Raw genomic sequence first — 24,430 nt, 5'->3', positions numbered from 1 at the left:
TAGTGATAGCCTATACTCTAACATATGTTGTGTATTAATAGCCTATTAGGATTGAACCGCTCATATCAGGAAATCGATGCAATTATTAAATTGTAAAAGACTGTATGACTCACCCATTGAAGACGTCGCTTACTTGGTTAGAACAATTTTTTTATAGCGATCACCTAGGAACTCAAATTTTTTCTCAAAGAGGGCTGCAAGCTTTGAGTCGGCTGTAGCAAAAAAAATCTGCTTATTAGTTTCAATCGCTAGATCTCTTAAATAATCTATAAACGAGAGAGCATTTAAATCATCTATATGAGCTATAGGGTCATCAATAAGAATGATTGGAGGGGCACTTTCTGCACTTAGATTAAGAGCAAGAAAAATAGATAGTGCAAATGCTGCTCTTTGACCAGTGCTTACTTGATTTATACCGTGGTTTGTTCCTGAGCGACTAACTAGCAGTGTTTCACTCTGAAAGTCCCCAAGTGTATATTCAATTGGGGCATGAACTCTTGAGAATATACTACTCACATGTGTACGAATAGACTCAAGAGATTTTTGTGTTGCTTTTTCAAGAGAGTAATCTTGTATTATATGGTCAAGTAAAACTTTTGCCTTCTCTAAATTATCCCGATTTAAAGAATATTTATATAGCTGTTCGGTAGATTTGCTCAGCTCTTCCATTTTCTTAACTAACTCTGTTTTCGCTACTACTTCATTTTGAAAAGCATAATAAGCGCGGTCAAAATCATTTAAAATTTGCTCTAGAGATAGTATGATTTCCTCGAAAGAGTCTTTACTATCTAAATCAATCTGCTGTTCGGCTGCTTGTAAAAAATTAATCGAGCTTTCAAGGTTGTCGGCTATTTCTTTCACATTTGATAACAGTCCTATTGGAGTAATACTTAAGTCATTTGGAACAATTATAGGCGCAGAACCATGCAAAGATTTCTCAGTTATTTCTTTCAAATTAAGCCTAAGATTTGAGAGTTCTTTGAACGTTATCTCAATATTTTTATTTAATAGAAGTATATGTTTATTAACATCTTCCAAAGAAGAGACGTGACCATTTTTACCTAAAACTATAGTTGCAGCATGGCGAATCTCATCATATTTACTCCAGTCTATGCCAAGCAAGCTTAGCGATTCAAATTTGGACTCAAGACTTGATAATTCTTCATTAAGAACAGAAATATCATGATATTTTGATAATAGTAATTCCTGAATATCACCTACAACAAGCTTGCTAGAGAGCATATTTGTATCGGCAAAACGTTTCAAAGCCTCTAAAGACTTGATTTCATTTCTTTCTTGTTGTGCATACATTTTCGCCGACTTAACAGATTGGCGTAATGTTTCGGTAGTCGATGACACCTCTGCTAAAGTAAGCTTTTCAATCTTTTGTAATAATTCATTTTCTTTATGAAATGTCATACATACAGGACAGTGATTTGGATCTCCTGTACGATCTATAATGGAGATTACTGCAGAACGCAGATCACTACGTAATGCGTCTACTGATTCCTCTAGTCCTTCTATTTGCTCAAGACTATTGATAAAAGAAGCTTCTTCTTGTGTTGCACGTTTCAAATTATCAGTTGCAGCTTGCAAAGCATCACTAATAGAATGTAACTCATACTTTTCAGACAGTTCATATACATCATCAATAAATATGTCACCGATGGTTTTACGCACTACTGAAAGAGCTTTGGTTTTTTGAGCTATGGATTCATGAACTATCGGAGCACCATTCTCGCAATATGTCATCCAGCTTCTGAGTAGATGAAGGTCAGATTTATATTTACTCATCAGCGCTTCAGTATCTATAGTTTTTTTTCTTATAGCATTAAACTCTTTGACACTATCATTTAAAGTATTGATAGTTTCCATAACCAATATTTTGTGGTCTTGCAGCAATCGTTTTGTAACTGATGTAGATTGGACAACCGAAATAGCACTCCTAAAGCCTCTCAATAAGTACTCTAAGTCAGTTCTTTCGGACAAATTAATAGATGTTGATTTTTCTACTAGATCCCATTTGATACCAATGGCTTGCAAACCTGCTTGATATGTTTTAATTAGAGTGGCTGATTCAGAGGGTGACTCTTTTAAACGCTTTAGTTCACGACCTAAATAATCCGTTTCTTTTAAAAGAAATGGAATTTGTTTGCAAGCTTCAGAATATTTATCGGCTATATCGCTGTTTATCTTTTTAATATATGTCCATAGGGATGAAGCTTCAGGCCCAACCAATAAAAGGCTAAGATCTTCCTTTATATCCTCAGCATTATTATCACTTGCGAGTCTAAAAGCGGCGTCTGTATCAAGGAAGTTGAATCTAGTAAATGAGTTTGTAATCGCACTTGATAGCTGATTAGATCGGCCATACCAACTGAGATTACGTTCTTTGATAACTGAAGCAATAGTTGTAGTCTTAACATTAACTAGAGAGCCATTCGGCATTTCTAAACAACCCTGTATCCCACTAATATTTGCATCAGAATCTCTCCGTATTCGACCACAATAAAGACCCTCTATTGATTCGAGTAGAGAGGTTTTACCTGCACCGTTTTGACCAAATATCAGGTTTACATTGCTAAATGAGAATTTGCTATCATTTATTGCTGGCCTAAAACCATTAATCTGTAAATGATGCAAAAACCCTGTTCCCAATGGATCTTGGTCGAAATTTAAAACTGATTTATCTACTGGACTATTATCTAAAACGAATGCCTCTCCAGAACTTATAAGTTCAATAACTCGAGTACGTGGACGCTTCTCCAGTATTATGCCAAGTGAAGCAGAAGTTAACAACTCTCCCCATCGAACACTAGCATCTTCGCTAATATGCGGTTGCGACGTTTGGCTACTTATACTACAAAGATGTCCTGAGAGTTCATCTGCTGAAAGGACAAACTTCCGAGCAAAGTGTCTATCCTTTTCGATAGAAGACTTCGCTTCAGAAAATTTACTATCTTTTTTTGATTTTGGACCTGCCCAAAAATACAAATAGTTATTCCAACGTCTATCAACATTTACTTTGAAGAAGTCAGCTCCTAACAAACCTTCTTGGAAATCGTGCAAATTATTAGCACGTTTTACTACATCATCTGAAATATCAAAGTAAACTGTGGCGAAAACTTTTCCTGAATAAGACCGCTCACATCGGAATAAACCCTTACCTAAATCTTGGATGCTTGAAAATTGTTTTTTTATTATTTCAAGTACTGTGGTTACATCATTCATTTTTATTTCTCATGTTTTAAAATGGAGTAACAGACGTAATGTCAGTTTGATCTTCTATAGGATTATCGATGCGAGTCATTGTAGGAATCGAAGCGAATTTTATTTCTCCATATTTTCGATATATAAGGCAAAATCGATTCTGATGAGGACCGCCTTCTTTGCGCAATAGATGGTAAAACATATCCCCTTTTTTACTTAGCTCATCAGCTGACGGAGAATCTCCTAGATAAACAATAAGTGTAGGTTTTTTATCAGAAGTTAATACATTGAAATTAGGGCTTCTTTTTGACCAGTTTATTGTGGAACCCTTATCAATGTCTGAAACCTGTGGAGGCCATTTTTCGTAGTTTATAAGTTCATGATGAATATGTGTAACTGGTTTGAGTCTCATATCTCGAAAATTTGTGGCAGGCTCACTATTGTCTTGAGCCACTGTCACTCTATTAATTATTTCATCTTTCTCTATTTGACACGAATCTATATTTTTAGCTATATACCAGTCATCTACTCCAGGTATAGCTCCTGCACTCAAAGCAAGCACTCGCTCGATATTCATAGCATTGTTTTCTGATAATACGTGAGTTAGTGCTAATCGTGTATCAGGAGTTTTGTCTATCAAATTATCAAAACCTGTTTCGGGAGGAGGAACATCATTCTTCCACGTATTAATGTCTTCTTTCCATTCATATCGACTTACCGCAACAGGACCATTCCGATTGGCAACAACTGCATTTCCGAAACTAAGAATCTTAGGAACTAATATTTCAAATACTGCCTCGTCATAATGAAAGAGTAAAGCGTGTCGACGCTCTTTCATATAAGCATAGTACAAACCAAGTTTATGATTAGGCAAAATAACTTCGTCTTTGTATGAACATGAATCGGCAGGACAGTACCAAGTTGATCCTGCTATATTTTGCCAGTCATGGATTCCGTTTCCTTGCTCATCACATTGCACAATGGATTGTGCCCAGTTAAGACAAACAATATGACAGTTTGTTACCCTAGGATCAGTACCAAAAGTAGCTGTGCGATACCTCCTAAAAGCAGAATTTCTAGGATCAGGATTGAGTTGGATATGTATAAGTGTCGATTGATTACTGAAGTCACTTAATGATTGAGGGTCCAGTTCAGCAAGAGCAAAAGCATCTGCACAAATAATAACGGCAGCAGTTAATGGGCCATTAATACCCTTGAACTGGTAAACGACCGAACCTCTTCTTAAAACAGATTCCTCAAAAAACAAATCGTCACGAGATGGATACGTCTTAAACTGAATTAATATTATGAGTTTTTTTGTGCCATCAATATGTGTTGTCTGAAATAAAAGTGCTACCGTACCGAGAAGATGACGATCTCGAGGAAGATCTTCTAAAGGCTCGTGAATAATAATGCACAGATCACTAACTTGTTGTTTGAAACTTTCAAGTCCCTCTTGTGTGATACTTTCAGTACCAAGAACCCACAAAGCATTATCAGATGGTACTAACCCCCCTGCAATACCTTCTGATAAGGTATCCCAAGGCAAAAAATACTCAGGGGTAATCGCAAGAGTTGCACCACGTTCATTTGCAGTTTCTAAGAATTTTTTACCTTTAATCTTGGCTTTAGTTTGATCGAATGCTCCTATTCTTTCTTTACTTGCGAATATAGGACCATCAGGTTGCATAAGTAGTGTTGTATATCGTCTCTCATCTGGACGTAACATTTCTAAGTCGGGCGAATTTAAATTAAGTGGATTGAGTACATCAGCGATAGGTTTTAGTTGCATTGAGTTCAACCTTCAAATGCTTTAATTATAGAGTCATATTAATAGACGGTATTATGAGTTAAGGTAAATATAAAACTCCTATCAAAGGAGCTCTTAATAAATACTTGTATCATATATTAAAACTAATGAATAGGAGCAATGAAAAGGATGTATATCTATCTAAAATACCTAAGACACTAGCTCTCTTTTAATACTCGATAGACAGTAGCCACACCAACACCAACCGCCTTGGCTATCTCATCTTTTGTCATAGTGTTTTGACTATCTAATTCTAAGATACGTTTATGCTTTGCTATATTAGGCTTCTTACCTGAGGGCTTATAACCACTTCTAGCTAAACCCTGTTTGATCCGCTCTCTACGCTTGTCATTATCTAATTTAGCCATCGTAGCTAATAAGTCTATGAGCATGTTATTTACTACGTTTAGAATTTCACCACTCATACCAACGTTAATTGTATGAGTGGTGGGTAGGTCTGCTACTACTAGCCTTAACCCTTTGTCTTTAATTCTTTGCTTTAAAATAGCAAAGTCATCCTGGGATAATCTACTCAATCTATCTACACTCTCAACAAGCAATATATCGTCTTGATTAGCATCAACAAGCAATTTAGTAAGCGCTGGTCTATCTAACTTAGTACCACTGTAATTTTCAACATACTCAGCATGGTCATCTTCATAGCTTTTGCTAAAGCTAATCAACTCAGACAAGGCTCTCTTGGCATCTTGGTCTTTAGTGCTCGCTCTTACATAAATTCTGACTGTCATAGCATTATCCTATCGTTTAGACTTGTAATTTAGTGTTTAAGAATAATACTATCGTTTAATATGTAAAACAAGACTAATGATAGGTTGAGTTATTATTTAATGATTTTACTGTTAAGGTATAGGCTAATGATAGGGCAAAAGCGCGGCGACCAGTCCCATAATTCAAAAGCCTGTTATAGATAGTTCCATATTAACAGTCTATTTTGAGTAGTCTGTTAATAGGTTTAAAGGGTGAAATAGCTGGTTCCTTTGGGGTATACCTATGGCGAACCAATCAGACGCTCGCACTGGTTCGGTTCCCTATACAGGAATCGAACTCTAAGTTGTATACTCAATATTTAGAGTGCTTTCAATAACTGTCTATTAACTTGTAGCGCACCTCAATATTTTTGAGAGCTCAGCAACTGATTTGAGAGAGTTGTACTATAAATAATAATGTTTATAAGACTAAATTACGATAATTTTTGTCTTCTAAACCATCTCGGCAGTTGTACATTGGTCGAATTTGTTAGCCCATTTAATAAAGCAACGAGCAAAATCAAAAAAACGCCTATATATTGAATACCTGATAACATTTGATGCAGGAGCAACACTGCCAAAAATATTGCGGTCAAAGGTTCAAAGATAGTAAATACTGACGCGCGTGTGGCTGGTAGTTTTTCTAATGCTTTCATATATAATGCAAAAGGTGCAATCGTACCTACCAAAGATAAGCCCAGTACATATATCCAGCTAATAACGGGAAGCTGTATCAGCTTATAATAAGTTGTATACGTGGTAGGAATGAACAATAATACAATGCCACTGAACAAAATTGACGTAAAAAAGACAAGTGGTGCAGAGTGTTTATGATGCATGGCGCGTTTACCAAGCACACCATATAAAGAGTAACAAACGCCAGAAAGCAGCCCAACGGCAATACCCAAATTCCCTTCAGTAGTGCCACCCATCGTAGTCATACTAACGCCAATCACTGCTACAATTGCTAACAATGCAGCTTTATAAGTAATTCGCTCATCTAATAATAGGTGCGAGAATATCAAGCTAAAGACTGGCGCCGTATAGAGTAATGCGACTGCTGTGCCTGCTCCCACATGAAGCACTGCAAATAAGTAGCAAACCGTCATACCCAGCACGCCAATTAGGGATTGTAGACCAAGCCCAAACCATTGACCGAGTGTTAGCCTACTTAATGGTTTCCAGATCTTAGGCAACATCGTTATAGCAATAATAGCTGCCGTTATGATACGCAATATCGTAATTTGCCAACTACTAAAACCTAATTGACTAAGATAAGTCGAAAATATACCAAGTGTGCCCCAACATATGGCCGCCATGACAATTTGTATGGTGCCAATCCATGGCTTGACATCAACCGCTATAGGTCTGGTTTTCAATACTTCCACGACTAGTCACCTCTATTATTGAACATAAAATGTTCGTAATATCATTGAGTAAATATAAAACTGGTACAAAATGACTGAGTGTTAATCAGCATTAGCTTATCTATACAACTCATACTTGCCAGCCTTACTGGATACGTAAACCGCTGAATTTATGACTATCAGTCAATAAACTCAGCGGTTAGTTTAGGCTCTGTTAAGTATTCATAAATATAAGTATCTATATCTAAGCGCTGACAGATTCTTCTGATATGGCTTTGACTCTATTAGGAACCAATACACTAACGACCACGTAAGTGATGGCTGATGCAGCTGATCCGATAAGAGGCCCCTCTACCCAGCCGACAATACCTGATGTTAAGAGATAACTACTGCAAACAGCACCGACGATAATAGAGGCAATAGCAGCCATCGTTGAGCCTTTATAAAAGATAGTCACCAAAAGTACACCAGATAGAGCTGCCATTAAAGTACCGCTAGAGAATATGCCTAGATAGCTAAGCATCGCTTCAGGTAAGAAGAAAGTAGAAATGAAGGCGATAGCAGCCACAATAGCGACCCACAATCTATTCAGTTTCAATAGTTCAGCCTCAGTGCGAGGTTTATTGTCAAATATAGCCAAACGCAAATCATGTGAGGCAGCAGTTGATAAGGTATGCAAGATAGAGTTTGCCGTAGACTTCATAGCAAAAAGAATAAACAAAGTGATCACACTACCTACCACACTTGGAATAGCATTGGCTAAATACCAAGGCATTGCTTCATCGGGATTGATCAGACCTGGGTTTTTGATACGAACATATAAGCCAACGATAGGCACCAAACTCAAAATACACCCTAGAATGGCCGTATAAAAGCCTGTTTTGGCAATACTAATATTAGATTTCATCGCCAAAAAACGTACTGACATATAAGGCAATGCAGTACTAAAGATAAGCGCATAGACAAATACTAGAAAAACAGAAGCTTTGGCATTACCATATGGGTTAGAACTCTCTGGATTGACAAGGTTTGGATCTATCGCATTCAGCTGCGTCATCATATCTGCTAACGGAATGTCAGTGAACACCTGAACCACTATATAAATGGCAGCGGTAGCCATCCCAATCACCATAAAAGTATCAGTCCAAGCAACAGCGAGCAATCCGCCTGCCATGGTATAAATAGTAATAATCACCAATAAAAGCGCAGAAGCCAGAAGAGGTGAAATGCCGAGCCAGCTACTACCCAACATACCAAGCGCTCTAATCTGAGCCGTCAAAAATACGGTCAAAAATATAACCATGCCCAAAGACGTGACAATACGCAAAGTGCGAGCAGATATTGAATTTCGATCATTACAGTGCAAGTTGACAATAAATTCAGGAATGGTACTACTACCCATCTTCATGGCTCTATTACGCAAATAGACCGCAAAGAATAATACGGCGACGACCATGGCTGGTGCAAAAAAGAAATTACCTAAAAGCTCAATCGTCCCGTATTGGTATGCGGCACCAGGTGAACCCATAAAGCCCCAACCACTAAACCCAGTCGCCACGACAGTACCTGCTATAACAAAAGGCCCTAATGAGCGACCGGCTACTAAAAAACCACTTTCCTCATCTGCTGACATGACTTTTGACGCTTTACTAGCCAATACAATGAGAAGTGCAATTGCTGCTAACAATATCATCCAATTAATAAACATGTCGATTCCTCGTATCGTTTACTACATTACTTGTTATGACGCTCTACGAAGAAATAACTCACTGCCAGTAATAGCGTCAGTACATTAATGGTCAAAAACCAAAATAACGTCCAGCTGTTAAGAAACAGGTCCATAATGTTATTTCCTTAATAAGTAAAATGTGAAAATAATTGCATTGTGCGAGGCGCATCATCATCTATATTGGCGGGCTTAAAATAAGAAACTTATTCATGTTAGCCCACTCAATATAGACAGTATTGATTGATGACACTCCCCTACATTAACGACCGATAATATTATGCTCAGGGCCGTACTTAAAGCCTGTGATATTATCAGCGCCCGTCTCATTGATGACTAAAATGTCATGCTCTCGATAACCGCCAGCACCCGGCATGCCCTCTGGAATCATAATCATCGGCTCCATAGAGATGACCATACCTGGCTCAAGCACTGTTTCAATATCTTCACGTAGCTCAAGTCCTGCCTCGCGTCCATAATAATGGCTGAGCACACCAAAAGAATGTCCATAACCAAAGCTGCGTTTTTCTAATAAGTCGTATTTTGCATAAATTTTATTCAGCTCATGTGCGATATCGCAGCAGCGCACGCCAGGTTTTATAAGCTCAAGACCTGCTTCATGCACTTCACAATTTATCTGCCAGTAGCGTAGTGAATCTGCATCACATTTATCCAAGAACAATGTGCGTTCAAGCGCGGTATAGTAGCCTGCTATCATAGAAAAACAGTTAAGACTCAATATATCACCCGACTGGACACGACGATTGGTTACTGGATTGTGGGCACCATCCGTATTAATACCTGACTGAAACCATGTCCATGTATCCATGAGTTCTACTTGACCAAACTGCTCCCCAATAGCCTTCACCATCGCTTGTGTAGATGCCAAGGCAACTTCGTATTCGGGCACGCCATCATAAACAGCCTGTACCAATGCCGCCCCACCAATATCACAGACCTGAGCGCCCTTTGTTATTAGCGCTATCTCTTCAGAGGACTTAACCATTCTCATGGTCATACATGCTAGGCTAATATCAACAAACTCTACATTGGGTAAAATAGCTTTGAGCTTAGCAAAGCGATCCATTGGTAAATGATCAAACTCAATACCTACACGGCCGTGATGAGGAATTTGTTGAGCAATGGCTTTGAAATAGTTATCACGCTGCCAATCAGTGTAAACAATATTATTGTCGCCCACAGTACGCCGCCAAGGCTGTCCACCATCGATATTAGCAGAGATTGACACGACTTCTTTTGAAGTAACGACTAGTCCATAAGGTCGCCCAAAAGAGCAATATATAAAGTCAGAGTAGTAATTGATGTTATGTATCGAGGTGAAAAGCGCCGCCACAATGCCATGATTATCTAAATACTCACGAAGTTTCTCATGACGATTTGCATATTCTTGATGACTAAAAGTCGGTTGCACTTTCTGGCCGTTTTTAATTTCGATTAGACTTGGGAGATGCAGATTATCTAATGAGCCATCTAAAGAGGTTAGGTTTAATGAATTCATCAATTCTCGAGAAAAATCTGTAGAAGATAACGTGCTAGTAAGGTCTTTTAGTGCTGACATGGAACGTCTCCAAAGTAGGTAATAATTAACTGAGAACACGTTCGATAATAGAGGTAAAATTCATAAGGTATTTTTTCATAAGCGACATTTTATGTTTATAATCGGACATATAGACAAACAACTTAACATTAGCCAGAATTTTAGGTATGTTCTGAAGGCGACAAAAAATGACTCAGATAACGGAAAAGATGATAGACAAGCCTAGGCGTATTGGGTTTCTACTGATTAATGGCTTTACCATGCTCGCGTTCAGCAATATCATTGAGCCACTTCGAATGGCGAATTATGTGAGCGAGCAACTCTTATACTCGTGGGTGGTGGCAGGGTTCGATGACAATAAAACCAGTAGTAGTAACGGTATTAAGTTAAGTCATACTGCACCACTCGACTACTTATTAACCTGCGACTTGGTATTTGTATGCGGAGGACACCAAACAGATTACTTGGAATCTAGTAAGCTCATTACCTTAATTCAGCGATTGGCAGTACGGGATATTGCACTTGGCGGTTTGTGTACAGGAGCGCTAGCATTGGCTGCTGCGGGCTTACTTGAGCAGCAAGCAGCCTCATTGCATTGGGAGAACATCAGCGTAGCCCAAGAAAGCTATCCAGGTGTTATTTTTAATGACCAAATATTTACAATAGCACCGCAGCTATATTCTTGTTCAGGTGGAGCTTGCGCATTGGATATGACTTTACATATCATCAATAAGCATCATGGTCATCATATCGTTTCCAAGATACAAGACATGTTTATTATCACCTCTATACGTGAGCCTACTTACGTACAGCATATGCCCAAGCCAAAAATACTGAGCAGTAGCTATACCAATGTAATAGATGCTATTGCATTGATGAAAACCAATCTTGAAGAGCCTTTAAGCATTAAGGATATTGCCCATCATCTTGGATTATCAAGTAGACAATTACAGCGCATATTTAACAAAAATTTTAGTTGTTCACCGCAACAGTATTACGTGCGATTGCGCCTTGAACACGCCAAATATATTCTTAAACATACTACGCTGCCTATTAGCCAAATCGTATTAGCAAGCGGCTTTATCGATAACAGTGCATTCTCTAGCGCCTTCAAAAAAAACTATGGCATGACACCAAGCCATTACAGGCAAGAGAATCAGCTGATATAACCTATTTTTTATTGACGCAGTACTAGGATGGCTTAACGGTATTCTTTGACTACCCTAAAGACATCAGAAAATCACTTTATGATTATGTTTGATGATCGTGTTAGTAAGCCTTTAATCTAAATGGCAGTTACACAGAATCTAGGATAAAACCTCCAAATTAAAAAAGCCATAAAAGTCATTGCTCCTATGGCTTTACTATTTTTCATATATTGAAACTTAGACTTAGCTTTGAGTGAGCTATGCTGAAGAAACCGTACAACTAAACTTGGTAAACTAAGCGTATTAACCGGAGTTTATCATGACCAAGAAAGTAAGAACCTACAGTGACGAATTTAAAGCCGAAGCTGTTAAAAAGATAGCGGACAACAACGGCAATATTTCAGCGACCGCAAAGCAGCTTGGCATCCCCATGCAAACCTTAACTAATTGGCATAATAAAGCCAATCAAGGCAAACTTATCGGCACAGAACAATATAATCCTGATCTTATAAGTGCTCTTCAAGAAATAAAGCAGCTCAAACGCCAGCTTAAAGTGGCTAAAGAGGAACGCGAAATACTAAATGAGGAGGGATAAAGCGAAGCACCGCTTCGCCCCGACGCAAGATGAGAGCTATGTTCGAATGAGGCCACGGCGTACTTTGCGAATGAGGAACGTTAAGAAACAGTCTGGGAGACTGTTTTAGTGACGCAAGGCGAAGGGCTATGTCCGCAGTGACAGCTAGTCAGGTACGCCTTTATCAAAGATAACCAGCACTTCTTTAGCATCACCACTATGTGCCGTGTGCTAAGTGTTAAGCCATCAAGCTATTACGACTGGCTAAGTCGTCATATCAGCTGTCAGCAGGTACATCGTAATCAGTCTGAGCTACTGGTTAGGGCTGCTCACAGTGAAACTCGTGAGCGCTATGGTATTGAGCGACTGCATGCAAAGCTCATAGAGCAAGGCCATGATATTAGCTTGTACATGGTCAGACGTATCAAAGAAGAACATGGCATAAAATGCCGTCGTCACAAGCGCTTTAAAGTCACCACCAACTCAAACCATAACAAGCTTATCTATCTAAACCGTCTAGAACAGAAATTTAATGCCAATCGCCCTAATGAGGCTTGGGTCAGTGACATCACTTATATTTGGACAGATGAGGGTTGGCTATACTTAGCAGGTGTTAAAGACTTATACACCAAAGAGCTTGTCGGTTACGCTATTAACAAGCGTATGACCGCAGATTTAGTATGCCGTGCACTCAACATAGCGATTAAGAATAAACGACCTACTAAAGGGCTAATCGTTCATTCTGATAGAGGCAGTCAGTACTGTAGCCATGCCTACCACAAGATCATTAAACAGCATCAGTTTACAGGATCTATGAGTGGCAAAGGCAATTGTTTCGACAACGCTCCGATAGAAAGTTTCTGGGGCGTATTAAAGAATGAGTTGGTGTATCACGAAGACTATAAAACAAGATTTACAGCCATCAGCGATATCATTGGCTATATTGAGCTGTACTACAACCAAACGAGGATTCAAAAGGGTTTGAGTTATAAATTGCCAAGACAGATGTGGTTTGACTATTATCGTCAGGCTGCGTAATTAAAATCTCCCAAATTTAAGTCTACGGGATTGACGGCAGGGGTCAATCTTGGTCGCTTTACTTTGATATGGTAAGACTGTCAAATTTAGGGGACTGTAATCAAACACTGGTGTAAATTTTATAAGTATGCCTAACAATACTATCTACTAATGTATTTAAGATCATCACGATAGGCATGTAAATGATAAATTGTAGTGTTATCTTGATTAACGAACAGGACGAACAGCTATGAAAAAAAGGCTAGCAACATTTTTACTGACTGGCATTCTGCTGACAGGGTGTCATAAAGCCATTGTTACTCAAATAAGTAGTTCTCAAAACGTAGTTTCAGCCGTAAAATCAGCTGTTGAAAAAGAATTTGAAGACATTGCAGTACAAGCTAATCAAGGCGATGCTGAGGCTCAATATAGCCTTGCAGTAATGTATGACGAGGGCGAAGGTACACGCGAGGATAACGCTAAAGCCATTGAGTGGTATACAAAATCTGCCAACCAAGGATATGATCTTGCTCAATATAACCTTGCAATTATGTACGACGATGGCGAAGGGGTAGATCAGGATCGCTCTAAAGCTATTGAATGGTTCACAAAAGCCGCTAATCAAGGCTATGCTAAGGCTCAACTTGAACTTAGTAGAACTTACCACAATTACGATGGCAAAGGTACACGTGAGGATTACGATAAGCATATCGATTGGCGCACAAAAGCTGTTAACCAAGGGATTGGTCCGATGAAATTCATCAATGGCGTACCACATCGAAAGAGCGAGCGTGTGCGTCAAAATGATGCCAAAGTCGTTGAGGCGTGGCAGAAATTAGCTAACCAAGGCGATGTTGAGGCTCAATTCAACATTGGTAACGCTTACTACGAGGGTAAAGGTGTACGTCAGGATTATCCTAAAGCTATCGAGTGGTATACAAAAGCCGCTGACCAAGGATATGTTCCTGCCCAATACCAACTTGGAACAATCTATAGCTATGGCGAAGGTGCTCCTCAGGATTATGCTAAAGCCGGTAAGTGGTATCTAAAAGCCGCCAATCAAGGAGATGCTAGATCTCAATATAATCTTGGCATGATGTATCTTAATGGCATAGGCGTACGTCGAAATACAGTTATAGCGAAAAAGTACTTTTCCAAGGCTTGTGACAATGGATATCAATTAGGTTGTAACAACTTGGGTATAAGGACAGAGGATGAATAAAGACTAGGTTATTAGGGAATATCCTAGTCAAAGAATCACAAAGCTAATCTTATCAAGTACACTCAGATGTACACTAATTAAACCCAATAGCCTATAACTATTGAAATCGCTTAGCTACAGGCTAAGATTCAAGTCCTCACTAGGGTACCGAACCAGTGAAAGCACCTGATTAGTTCACCGCAGGTATACGTTTTTCAGACTGATATATAGATAAGGAAATAGATAAGATCAAATGCAATTTATTTTATTCACCCTGTTCAATTTATTTTATTCACCCTGTTCAAGATCTTCTAATATGGCACACTCTGCGTTTTCATTACCTGAGCAATGATCAGCAGAAATCTGTAATAAGCTCACCATATCTTGCAACTGAGCTATTTTTCGGTTTAAAGTTTCTATATGTGTCAGTGTTAATTTTTTAACATCAGCACTCTGCCGATCTGTATTTTTCCACAAATTAAGCAATTCTTTCATCTGTTTGGAGGAAAAACCTAAATCACGAGCCTGTCTTAAAAAGCATAAGTTTTTTATATCTTGATTAGAGTAGATTCGATAACCTGAATTCGAGCGTTTGGCGGTATCAAGCAAACCGATTTGTTCATAATAGCGAATCATTTTGGGAGAGATTCCTGATCGCTCTGACGCTTGACCGATATTCATAACTTTCCTCCTGATATAAAAAGGGTTAAAGCCAAACGGCTACTTTAACCCTATCTTAATATAATCTATGCTTTAATCGCTGGCACCTGAAAGTACTTTAAACGTAAGGCATTACCTAGCACAAAAACAGAGGATAGCGCCATTGCTCCTGCGGCAAAAATGGGTGACAGCAAAATACCAAATGCTGGATATAAAACCCCTGCGGCAATTGGAATCAGGGCAATGTTATAGAAAAATGCCCAAAATAGATTCTGTCGAATATTTTTGATAGTCGCTTTACTTAAAGCAATCGCATTAGGGACGCCTTGTAGACTACCTGACATCAACACCACGTCTGCTGCTTCAATTGCCACATCTGTCCCTGTCCCAATTGCCAGACCGACATCCGCTTGAGCAAGAGCAGGGGCATCATTAATCCCATCACCAACAAAAGCCACTCGTCCATACTGTTGTTGCAGCTGACGTAGTGCATCTACTTTTCCATCAGGCAACACTTCTGCGACCACTTGATCAATATGTAATTTTGCTGCAATTGCTTGGGCGGTATGCCGATTGTCGCCTGTAATCATTGCCACTTTTAAGCCCAGTTGATGTAAACCTGCAATAGCAGTATAAGTGGTATCTTTAATAGGGTCTGCAACGGCAATAATGGCTGCTAGCTTTTGGTCAATCGCGACATAAAGTGGGGTTTTACCTTCTTGTCCTAAGCGTGCAGCCTCATTTTCAAAAGGTGTAACATCAAGCTCTAATTGCTTCATATAACGATCAGCACCAATATGAATGGTTTGACCTGTCACTTCCGCTTTAATCCCTAGTCCGGTCACAGAGTCAAAGGCGGTAATCGGTAATAAGCTGATATTTTGTTGTTCTGCGGCTTGAACAATGGCTACGGCAATGGGATGTTCAGACTTTGCTTCAACCGATGCCACAATACGCAAGACTTGCTCATGTTGAAATCCTTGTTGGACATGAAAATCCGTTAAGGTTGGTTTACCTTCGGTCAAGGTGCCGGTTTTATCGACCGCAATGACTTTAACTTCCTGTAAAGCTTGTAACGCTTCACCTTTACGGAATAAGACGCCCATTTCTGCACCGCGACCTGTACCAACCATAATGGAGGTAGGGGTTGCCAATCCCATTGCACAGGGACAAGCAATGATTAAGACAGCAACGGCATTAACGAGACTAAACGTCAAAGCAGGCTCAGGACCAAGAACAAACCACACAGCAAAAGTCAGAGCTGCTAAGAACATGACCATGGGAACAAACCACATAGTGACTTTATCAACCAATGCCTGAATCGGTAATTTAGATCCTTGAGCCTGTTCAACCATGCGAATGATTTGCGCCAATACCGAAGAGTCGCCAATGGCCGTTGCCCGAAAATTCAATGTTCCATTCTGATTGACCGTCCCTCCTACCACTTGATCACCCACTTGTTTTTTAACAGGAACGGGTTCACCCGTAATCATGGATTCATCAATATAGCTTTGACCTTCAACCACTTCACCATCAACAGGAACACGCTCACCGGGACGAATCTCAACGATCGTTTCTGTGGTTACTTCTGCAATCGGTACTTCATTCACTTGCCCATTATGGTGAACACGCGCTGTTTTTGCCTGCATACCCACTAGATGTTGAATGGCTTGAGAGGTACGTCCTTTGGCTTTTGCCTCAAAATAACGCCCTAATAAAATTAAGCTTACAATCACAGCGGCCGCTTCGTAATAAACATTCACAGTGCCCTCGGGTAGAACTTGTGGAATAAATGTTGCGACTAGCGAAAAACTATAAGCCGCCAGTGTTCCAACCGCGACCAATGAATTCATATCCGGTGCAAAACGCCATAATGCCGGAATACCTTTTTGATAAAAACGTCGCCCTGGAAAGATAAGAACCAGCGTCGTCAAAACAAATTGAATCAACCAGCTTTGTTGCGTGCCGATATTGTCCACGACCCACATATGAAAAGCTGGAATCATATGTGATCCCATTTCTAGAATAAAAACAGGCATGGCTAAAATTAAAGAGATCATTAAATCTCGTTTCAGCTGTTGCTGTTCCGTGGCTTTTTTATCCTGTTGAACACTCACACTTTGCTCAATCTGCTTAGCTGTGTATCCCGCTTTTTTAACGGCTTGAATCAAATCGCTGCTCTGTACTTGAGCGTTGCCTTGTACCCATGCGCGTTCAGTAGCAAGGTTGACGTTTGCTTGTTGTACGCCCTCAACTTTTTTTAATGCTTTTTCTACCCGTCCCACACAGGAAGCACAAGTCATACCTTCTATCGACAGCTCAATCGGCTGAGATGCCAAGATCTTATAACCGGCTCGTTCTACGGCTTTGGTTACTGCGATAAGGTCTAAAGGTTGAGATGAGGAAATCATGGCTTTTTCAGTCGCAAGATTCACCTCAGCATTTTCAACACCTTCAACTTTTTTTAATGCTTTTTCTACTCGTCCCACACATGAAGCACAAGTCATACCCTCAATGGGCAATGTCTCACTATAAAGATAAGACTTACTATTTTCTGAATTCATAACAGCCTCTATCATGTTCAATCTATTATCAACAGCATATAGGTTGACATCATGGTAAGGTCAAGTATATTTTTTCAAAAATGTGTTTGACCTTACCATTATGACAAGGCTTAAGCTTAGTGATGAAATAAAACTTATTTGGAGAAAGGGTATGAAACTATTGATTGCAAATATGAACTGTGGCGGTTGTGCCCGTGGTGTGACAGCAGCTATTCAGAATATCGACTCAAAGGCCAAGGTTAAGATTGATTTAGCAGCCAAAGTGGTCAGTATCGAAACCATCGCCAGTATTGAGCAGATGACAGCTGCTTTAGCAAAAGGCGGTTTCCCTGCACAAGCGCAATGAATCAGCCTTATAAACGCGCAGCCTATCTGTTTGACAGAAAGGACGATGGGCTGAATCACATCTGAAAATATTGACCAGTTGGAGAAAAGCTGGAATGAGCAACTGCATCTTATTGATGCGCTTTAAAAAAGTAATCGCCTGAGTACATTACTCTTTATCCAGAGTAAATCTGCGCCGATACTCACTTGGTGTCAAACCAACAACACGCTTAAATATTTTACGAAACGCACTAACATCACTATAACCCACCTTCCACGCTATTTGCTCAACAGGCATTAAAGAGAACTGTAGAAAGTCTTTTGCACTACCAATGCGTAATCGCTGACAGTATTCTGTTGATGTCATGCCCGTCGCCTTATGGAAACGGCGCAGAAAAGTGCGCTCCTCTAACTGCGCACAACTGGCTAGGGTGGATAAATCAATAACCCGTGCTTCTGTTTTTTGTAGCCAATGCTGCACCTTTAGTATGGCCGCGTCACCATGGGTGAGGTTGGGTGAGAACGCACTGTAATAGCATTGTTCACGCCTTGAGGGGTCAATTAACAATGCACGAGCGGTCTCATTCATCACTTGTGAGCCAAGAAAGCGATCTACCATTCTAAGTCCTAAATCTGTCCAAGCCATCGCGCCACCAGCGGTCACAATATCGCCGTCTTCGATAATAATGCGATCCACATCAAGATCCACATCAGAAAAGCGCTGCTTAAAATCCTCTGCATAACCCCAATGCGTAGTCGCCTTGCGCTTAGATAGTAGTCCTGTTTCGCCCAACAAAAAAGCACCGGCGCAAACAGATGACATTATCACACCTCCTGAATGATGCTCTTTTAGCCATTCAAGCCAAGGTGCTGCTGCTTGCTTTGCAGTAGGCGCCTCTAACGTGGGTGGAATGATGACGGCTTTTAATTTTCCTACACTATCGGGATTGCTCGAAAAAGTGCAGGTAGGCTGCTGCTCAGAACCCGTAATCTCCCAGTGACTGACCTGTAAAGGCAGATCGGTTGTATCTTGACGTTCGGCAGCGATTTTACTGGCCACCATCAGTAAATCAGTTAGCCCAAGGATGGCCGCCATTTGTGCTTTCTCATAGACAATTAAGCCGATTTCAATAGCATATTTTTGATTCATATGTCGTTATTAACCTCTTATGTGTCGATGTAGCCACTCGTTAGTGTAGCATAGAGCTTGTAAAATATACGCCTATACAGTCACTTTGATAAAAAAAGGAATCATCATGAGCACAAAAGCACTTATCGTTGTAGATATTCAAAATGAGTATTTTCCGCAAGGTAAATTATCACTCGTAGGTATCAATGAAGCCGCTGATAATGCAGCTTTGGTGATTGAGTCTGCTAGAGAAAAAGGCCATACCGTCATTCATATCCGCCATGAAATGCCCTCTATTGATGCGCCGATATTTACGCCTAATACCGATGGTGTAGAGATCCATGAGAAGGTAAAACCGATAGAGGGTGAAGTCGTCGTTGTGAAGCATTATGCCAATTCATTCCGTGAGACGACTCTGAAAGAGCTGTTAGATAAAGAAGGCATTAAAGAGGTGACCGTAATTGGCGCCATGAGCCACATGTGTATTGATGCAACCGTTCGCGCGGCAGTGGACTTTGGTTATACCACGACCACGATTCATGATGCTTGTGCCACGCTTGATCTTGAATTTAATGGCACGACCGTACCCGCAGCTCAGGTTCATGCCACTATTATGGCAGCCATTGAGTTTATGTATGGCGAAGTGATTGATACCCAAACCTGGATTGCACGTTAATACTGAGTGTTTAACCAAACCCTCATTAAGTCGTAAAACAGACTCATCAACAAGAATCTCATTAACAAGGTATCAAATTATGAATATAGCGAAATCGCTCACCAGTACCACGCTGTTAAGTGGCGTGATGTTGTTAACCGCATGTACCACCTTTGCCACTCCAGCGGCTAATCCTAACGCTGACAAACAGACGGCGACCAATACCGTTCAATTTCAGCAAATCCGTAATGCCACGATTAAGCTTGATTATGCAGGTACTACTTTTTTAGTGGATCCTATGCTAGCGGCTAAAAACGCTTATCCAGGGTTTGAAGGCACAGTAAATAGCCAAATACGCTATCCAATGGTCGATTTGCCTATATCCGTTGAAGAGGTGCTTAAGGCGGATGCTATTATTTTGACCCATTTACATGCTGATCATTGGGATGATGCTGCACGTAACTTAGTGCCTCGTGACATGCCAATTTTTACCCAAGATGAAGCCGATGCAGCAATCGTACGTAAAGATGGCTTTACCGATGTCAGAGTATTGACAAAGCAAGGTGTGGTGTTTAAAGGCACTAAAATCAATAAAACCATCGGACAGCATGGCACTGATGCGATGTATAAAGTTCCAGCGCTTGCTCAGTTACTTGGCAAAACGATGGGAATTGTGTTCCAAAAGCCAAACTATAAGACCGTCTATGTAGTAGGAGATACCATTTGGGATAAGGAAGTAGAAGATGCACTTACTCGCTACAAGCCTGATGCGGTTATCTTGAATACAGGCTATGCACAGCTGACTACCTTTGTCGATGACTCTATCATTATGGGTAAAGACGATGTATACCGTGCGTATCAATTCTCACCTAATGCTCAGATAATTAATGTGCACATGGATACGGTCAATCATGGCGCACTGTCGAAGGCAGAGCTGCGCCGTTTTATCGAGCAAAAACATCTGGATAAACAACGTACGCTTGTCCCTGATGATGGTCAGTACTACAAGTTCTAGTTCTTTATGGATTTGTTTTTAGAATCACTTTTGTCTAGTCGTACTTTTTGAGTATTGCTAGACATGATAAATATGGCACAACTGAGACAGCTTATGAATATTCCAAATTATTCAGGTAGCGCACCTTTCGTCCTTTCGGTGCTTGACAATGCCTTCACCGGCGTTGGCCACACAGTAGAGAACACCTTTCAAGAGATGATTGCGCTTGCGAAACTGGCGGATAAAAGGGGCTTTCAGCGGTTTTGGATGTCTGAACATCATGCCATGCCTGGCGCCGCGGTTCCTTCGCCACAGATGATGGTTGCACGTCTAACGGGGGAAACCGAAAGCATTAGGCTTGGTGCAGGCGGCATCATGCTACCGAATCATGTGCCTCTGGTGGTCGCTGAGCAATTTGGTATGCTTGATGCGCTGGCGCCAGGACGGATTGATCTGGGTTTGGGAAGGGCACCAGGTACGGATGGCGCAACAGCTTCAGCTTTGCGTCGTCACCATGCGGCAAACGATGAGTTTCCTCAGCAAGTCGCAGAGTTGTTGGGCTTTTTAGAAAATAGTTTTCCACAAGACCATCCTTATAGTGAGGTTCATGCGGTGCCAGGCCCATGGCAGGCCGAGCAAAATCGAGTGCCACCATCGAAGACCACAGCTGATGTCTGGATCTTGGGGTCATCGACTTATTCAGCGCATCTGGCAGCACAGCTTGGCAGACCTTATGCATTCGCTTTGCAGTTTGGCAGTGCTGATGTCTTAAATGCCATGCGGATTTACCGAGAGAATTTCCGTCCCTCAAAAATCCTAGCCAAGCCATACAGTTTGGTCAGTATTGGTGCGATTGCAGATGAAGACCCTGTAGAGGCACGTCGCCAGTCAAGTTCTACTGCTATGGCAATGTTAAGAATGTTCCAACGTAAACCTTTTGCCCTACTGCCACCTGATGAAGTGGCGGCTTTTCAAGGTAATGTACAAGAGCATCAGATTATTGACAAATATACTGATCAAACCCTTCATGGTACTGCTGCCGAGGTCGCAAAAGGTTTAGAGGATATTCAGGAAAAGACAGGGGTTGACGAGGTAATGCTGGTTGTTCAGGGCTATTCGCGCCCCGCCCAATATCGCACCGTTGAGCTAATCGCAAATCACTATGGTATGCCAAGTCACTAGATCTTGTTGAGAATAATGATATTAAAAGGTGAGCGAAGAGCTTAATACCTAACCATTGGACTTGTTATTAGGTATGCCAGCAGTACTTTTTATTCCCATAAAGGTACATTATGGTAAATGGTTTTAGATAGAATGATTCGGTTTCATTGGATCCATTGGGGCATAGCCTGTTGATAAGTTATTAAGACAATTAGTTGTTACGAACAGGTTTGTACAATTGAGCCTTGAAACTTTATAATGCTCAATGAAATCAAAAGGTAAAATGTATTGTCCACGCAGTTCAACAAAAATCACCTTTTGAGATAAGTTTGTAGTCCAACTAAGGTTATTGAATGAAACAGTATCTAGATTTATGTCAACGTATAGTTGATGAGGGTGTATGGGTCGAGAATGAACGGACTGGAAAACGCTGCTTAACCGTTATTAATGCTGATTTAAACTACAATGTAGGAGCTAATGAGTTTCCCTTAGTAACTACTCGAAAGAGTTATTGGAAAGCAGCTATCGCAGAATTATTAGGGTATCTACGTGGTTATGATAGCGCAGCTCAGTTTCGAGCTATTGGATGTAATACATGGAACGCTAATGCCAATGAAAATGAAGCTTGGTTAGCTAATCCTTATCGTAAAGGTAAGGATGATATGGGCCGAGTTTATGGTGTACAGGGGCGCAGGTGGCGTAATTCAGTAGGAGAGGAGTTTGACCAGCTTCATAAGATCTATGATAACTTGCGAAACGGTATTGATGACCGAGGTGAAATTCTAACCTTCTACAATCCAGGTGAGTTTCATATGGGATGTTTACGTCCTTGTATGCATACTCATACATTTTCGTTGTTAGGTGGCAAGCTTTATTTGACTTCATCACAACGTTCATGTGATGTACCATTAGGTCAAAATTTTAATCAGATTCAAGTGTTTACCTTACTAGCTCTCATGGCTCAAATTACGGGCCACGAGGCCGGAAAAGCTTATCATAAGATCGTAAATGCACATATTTATGAAGATCAATTACAATTAATGCGTGACGTGCAATTAAAACGCGAACCTTATCCGGCACCTAAGCTTCATATTAACCCTGAAATTAAGTCTCTCGAAGATATTGAAACATGGGTAACATTGGATGATTTTAGAGTTGAAGGATACCAGTATCATGAGTCTATTGCCTATCCATTCTCAGTTTGATATCAGCATAAAGTGAAAGCTGAGAAAAGGAGACCATCCCAGATTCTGTGTAACTGCCATTTAGATTAAATGCTTACTGATACGGTCATCAAACATAATCATAAAACGATTCAGAGCAGACGTCCAGTTACGGATGGGCATCGACCACCTTGACGATGCTTGCTGAGTCGCCAGATAAATCACCTTGAATGCTGCCTGATCAGAGGGGAACACCTTACGCTTATTCACCGCTGTCCGAATGACACTGTTTAGCGACTCGATAGCATTGGTAGTATATATAGCTTTTCTGATATCTTTAGGATACTCGAAGAACACCGTTAAGCCCTCCCAGTTATTGCGCCAAGACTTAACCACGTGCGGATAGTCCTTACCCCAAGTATCATCAAAGTGCTCAAGATTAGCCTCTGCCATCTCGAGGGTATCAGCGCCATAGATGGCCTTTAAATCAGCCGCTACGGCCTTTTTGTCCGTCCACGGTACGAACTTCATTGAATAACGCACCATATGCACGATACACAGCTGAACCTGAGCGTTGGGGTAAACGGTGTTGATGGCATCAGGGAAGCCTTTTAAACCATCGACACAGGCAATGAGGATATCTTGTACCCCGCGGTTTTGTAGTTCAGTAAGAACACCCAGCCAGAACTTAGCGCCTTCATTCTCTGAGAGCCACATACCAAGCAGCTCTTTTTTACCATCAAGTCCCACGCCTAAGGCCAGATAGATCGCCTTGTTGATGATCTGCTTGTCTTGACGTACCTTGACGACAATGCAGTCTAGATAGACGATAGGATAAACACTGCTCAATGGCCGGTTCTGCCAAGCTGTGATGTCCTCTAAGATGTTGTCAGTGACTCTTGAGACAAGAGAGCTTGAGATATCGACGTCATAGAGCTCTTTAATGCTCTCTACAATCTCGGTGGTGGTTTGACCCTTGGCATAAAGGAATATGATCTTGTCATCAAGGCCACTAATACGGGTTTGATGCTTGCGCACGAGTGTAGGTTCAAAGTCACCATGACGGTCTCTTGGGGTGGATATCTCAATATCGCCTGTGTCGCTACGGACTCTCTTTTTAGTGTGTCCGTTGCGCTTATTAGGTTTATCCGCCTTTTCATGCTTGGGATAGCCGAGATGATCTTCCATCTCAGCTTCTAGTGCAGTGTCGATAAAGGATTGCATGAGCTGCTTTTGGAAGTCTTTAATGTCATCAAAGCTTTTCATGCTACCAGCCATTTGCTCGGCCAGTTTTTTAATGTCAGATTGAGTCGTCATTGCTTATTCTCCTGTTAGTGGATTATAAGCAGTTACACAGAGTTTGGGAAAGGCTCGAGAAAAGTGATAAATTTCTATTAGGCAT

At 40.7% G+C, this 24,430-nt stretch carries 17 protein-coding genes and 1 pseudogene; 8 read left to right on the top strand and 10 right to left on the bottom strand.

Going from position 1 to position 24,430, the window contains the following annotated elements; genetic code table 11:
* Positions 1-129 precede the first annotated feature (129 nt).
* From AAEY83_RS02215 to AAEY83_RS02190, 6 genes are all read right to left on the bottom strand, one after another.
* The gene (locus AAEY83_RS02215; RefSeq protein WP_025646112.1) at positions 130-3,231 is read right to left on the bottom strand and encodes a hypothetical protein; all 3,102 of its coding nucleotides are present in this window, start codon (positions 3,229-3,231) and stop codon (positions 130-132) included.
* Between the two features lie 16 nt (positions 3,232-3,247).
* On the bottom strand, positions 3,248-5,002 hold the full coding sequence (locus tag AAEY83_RS02210) for a hypothetical protein (protein ID WP_025646110.1): 1,755 nt from the start codon (positions 5,000-5,002) through the stop codon (positions 3,248-3,250).
* A 176-nt stretch (positions 5,003-5,178) separates the two neighbouring features.
* Complete coding sequence (locus AAEY83_RS02205) at positions 5,179-5,769, bottom strand: recombinase family protein (RefSeq protein WP_025646108.1); 591 nt, start codon at positions 5,767-5,769, stop codon at positions 5,179-5,181.
* 452 nt (positions 5,770-6,221) lie between these two features.
* Positions 6,222-7,175 (bottom strand): DMT family transporter, encoded by a 954-nt coding sequence (locus AAEY83_RS02200; RefSeq protein WP_025646106.1) that lies wholly within the window; start codon positions 7,173-7,175, stop codon positions 6,222-6,224.
* A 223-nt stretch (positions 7,176-7,398) separates the two neighbouring features.
* Positions 7,399-8,862, bottom strand: a complete 1,464-nt coding sequence (locus AAEY83_RS02195) for a sodium:solute symporter family protein (protein ID WP_025646105.1) — start codon at positions 8,860-8,862, stop codon at positions 7,399-7,401.
* A gap of 280 nt (positions 8,863-9,142) precedes the next feature.
* Entirely contained in the window at positions 9,143-10,399 is a 1,257-nt protein-coding gene (locus AAEY83_RS02190) for a M24 family metallopeptidase (RefSeq protein WP_180952642.1), read from the bottom strand.
* Between the two features lie 227 nt (positions 10,400-10,626).
* Between AAEY83_RS02190 and AAEY83_RS02185 the strand changes: the two genes are divergently transcribed.
* The 3 genes and pseudogenes from AAEY83_RS02185 to AAEY83_RS02170 all read left to right on the top strand — a co-directional run bounded on the left by AAEY83_RS02185 (position 10,627) and on the right by AAEY83_RS02170 (position 14,399).
* Positions 10,627-11,607, top strand: coding sequence for a GlxA family transcriptional regulator (locus AAEY83_RS02185; RefSeq protein ID WP_051397418.1), 981 nt, complete (start codon positions 10,627-10,629; stop codon positions 11,605-11,607).
* 298 nt (positions 11,608-11,905) lie between these two features.
* A pseudogene (locus AAEY83_RS02175) lies at positions 11,906-13,198 on the top strand (IS3 family transposase).
* Between the two features lie 229 nt (positions 13,199-13,427).
* Entirely contained in the window at positions 13,428-14,399 is a 972-nt protein-coding gene (locus AAEY83_RS02170; RefSeq protein WP_025646099.1) for a tetratricopeptide repeat protein, read from the top strand.
* Positions 14,400-14,666: 267 nt separating this feature from the next.
* Here AAEY83_RS02170 and cueR read toward each other — a convergent pair whose 3' ends face one another.
* Entirely contained in the window at positions 14,667-15,059 is a 393-nt protein-coding gene (gene cueR / locus AAEY83_RS02165) for a Cu(I)-responsive transcriptional regulator (RefSeq protein WP_007394853.1), read from the bottom strand.
* Positions 15,060-15,124: 65 nt separating this feature from the next.
* Positions 15,125-17,602, bottom strand: coding sequence for a heavy metal translocating P-type ATPase (locus tag AAEY83_RS02160; RefSeq protein ID WP_025646097.1), 2,478 nt, complete (start codon positions 17,600-17,602; stop codon positions 15,125-15,127).
* A 151-nt stretch (positions 17,603-17,753) separates the two neighbouring features.
* Between AAEY83_RS02160 and AAEY83_RS02155 the strand changes: the two genes are divergently transcribed.
* Complete coding sequence (locus tag AAEY83_RS02155) at positions 17,754-17,948, top strand: heavy-metal-associated domain-containing protein (RefSeq protein ID WP_025646094.1); 195 nt, start codon at positions 17,754-17,756, stop codon at positions 17,946-17,948.
* Positions 17,949-18,095: 147 nt separating this feature from the next.
* On the opposite strand, the gene AAEY83_RS02150 is transcribed toward AAEY83_RS02155, so the two are convergent.
* Positions 18,096-19,076 (bottom strand): GlxA family transcriptional regulator, encoded by a 981-nt coding sequence (locus AAEY83_RS02150; protein ID WP_025646092.1) that lies wholly within the window; start codon positions 19,074-19,076, stop codon positions 18,096-18,098.
* A 106-nt stretch (positions 19,077-19,182) separates the two neighbouring features.
* Here AAEY83_RS02150 and AAEY83_RS02145 point away from each other — a divergent pair, with 106 nt between their 5' ends.
* The 4 genes from AAEY83_RS02145 to AAEY83_RS02130 all read left to right on the top strand — a co-directional run bounded on the left by AAEY83_RS02145 (position 19,183) and on the right by AAEY83_RS02130 (position 23,070).
* Complete coding sequence (locus AAEY83_RS02145) at positions 19,183-19,731, top strand: cysteine hydrolase family protein (RefSeq protein WP_025646090.1); 549 nt, start codon at positions 19,183-19,185, stop codon at positions 19,729-19,731.
* Between the two features lie 79 nt (positions 19,732-19,810).
* A complete protein-coding gene (locus AAEY83_RS02140) occupies positions 19,811-20,725 on the top strand; it encodes an MBL fold metallo-hydrolase (protein WP_025646088.1) in 915 nt (304 codons plus the stop codon).
* Positions 20,726-20,818: 93 nt separating this feature from the next.
* A complete protein-coding gene (locus tag AAEY83_RS02135; RefSeq protein ID WP_025646087.1) occupies positions 20,819-21,886 on the top strand; it encodes an LLM class flavin-dependent oxidoreductase in 1,068 nt (355 codons plus the stop codon).
* A gap of 332 nt (positions 21,887-22,218) precedes the next feature.
* Complete coding sequence (locus tag AAEY83_RS02130; protein ID WP_007394861.1) at positions 22,219-23,070, top strand: thymidylate synthase; 852 nt, start codon at positions 22,219-22,221, stop codon at positions 23,068-23,070.
* Between the two features lie 60 nt (positions 23,071-23,130).
* On the opposite strand, the gene AAEY83_RS02125 is transcribed toward AAEY83_RS02130, so the two are convergent.
* On the bottom strand, positions 23,131-24,345 hold the full coding sequence (locus AAEY83_RS02125) for an IS256 family transposase (protein WP_025646083.1): 1,215 nt from the start codon (positions 24,343-24,345) through the stop codon (positions 23,131-23,133).
* Between the last annotated feature and the right edge of the window lie 85 nt (positions 24,346-24,430).

Origin of the sequence: Psychrobacter sp. TB20-MNA-CIBAN-0197 (assembly GCF_040309765.1) — a bacterium.
In the GTDB taxonomy this organism is placed as follows: Bacteria; Pseudomonadota; Gammaproteobacteria; order Pseudomonadales; family Moraxellaceae; genus Psychrobacter; species Psychrobacter submarinus.
This window is presented reverse-complemented; position numbering and strand designations above follow the sequence as displayed.

What these genes read in the sequence shown, in the direction of transcription:
- cueR (WP_007394853.1), bottom strand. Translation starts at nt 15,059, where the DNA reads ATGAATATCGGTCAAGCGTCAGAGCGATCAGGAATCTCTCCCAAAATG.
- AAEY83_RS02215 (WP_025646112.1), bottom strand. Translation starts at nt 3,231, where the DNA reads ATGAATGATGTAACCACAGTACTTGAAATAATAAAAAAACAATTTTCA.
- AAEY83_RS02195 (WP_025646105.1), bottom strand. Translation starts at nt 8,862, where the DNA reads ATGTTTATTAATTGGATGATATTGTTAGCAGCAATTGCACTTCTCATT.
- AAEY83_RS02145 (WP_025646090.1), top strand. Translation starts at nt 19,183, where the DNA reads ATGAGCACAAAAGCACTTATCGTTGTAGATATTCAAAATGAGTATTTT.
- AAEY83_RS02155 (WP_025646094.1), top strand. Translation starts at nt 17,754, where the DNA reads ATGAAACTATTGATTGCAAATATGAACTGTGGCGGTTGTGCCCGTGGT.
- AAEY83_RS02130 (WP_007394861.1), top strand. Translation starts at nt 22,219, where the DNA reads ATGAAACAGTATCTAGATTTATGTCAACGTATAGTTGATGAGGGTGTA.
- AAEY83_RS02185 (WP_051397418.1), top strand. Translation starts at nt 10,627, where the DNA reads ATGACTCAGATAACGGAAAAGATGATAGACAAGCCTAGGCGTATTGGG.
- AAEY83_RS02205 (WP_025646108.1), bottom strand. Translation starts at nt 5,769, where the DNA reads ATGACAGTCAGAATTTATGTAAGAGCGAGCACTAAAGACCAAGATGCC.
- AAEY83_RS02190 (WP_180952642.1), bottom strand. Translation starts at nt 10,399, where the DNA reads ATGAATTCATTAAACCTAACCTCTTTAGATGGCTCATTAGATAATCTG.
- AAEY83_RS02125 (WP_025646083.1), bottom strand. Translation starts at nt 24,345, where the DNA reads ATGACGACTCAATCTGACATTAAAAAACTGGCCGAGCAAATGGCTGGT.
- AAEY83_RS02170 (WP_025646099.1), top strand. Translation starts at nt 13,428, where the DNA reads ATGAAAAAAAGGCTAGCAACATTTTTACTGACTGGCATTCTGCTGACA.
- AAEY83_RS02210 (WP_025646110.1), bottom strand. Translation starts at nt 5,002, where the DNA reads ATGCAACTAAAACCTATCGCTGATGTACTCAATCCACTTAATTTAAAT.
- AAEY83_RS02140 (WP_025646088.1), top strand. Translation starts at nt 19,811, where the DNA reads ATGAATATAGCGAAATCGCTCACCAGTACCACGCTGTTAAGTGGCGTG.
- AAEY83_RS02150 (WP_025646092.1), bottom strand. Translation starts at nt 19,076, where the DNA reads ATGAATCAAAAATATGCTATTGAAATCGGCTTAATTGTCTATGAGAAA.
- AAEY83_RS02160 (WP_025646097.1), bottom strand. Translation starts at nt 17,602, where the DNA reads ATGAATTCAGAAAATAGTAAGTCTTATCTTTATAGTGAGACATTGCCC.
- AAEY83_RS02135 (WP_025646087.1), top strand. Translation starts at nt 20,819, where the DNA reads ATGAATATTCCAAATTATTCAGGTAGCGCACCTTTCGTCCTTTCGGTG.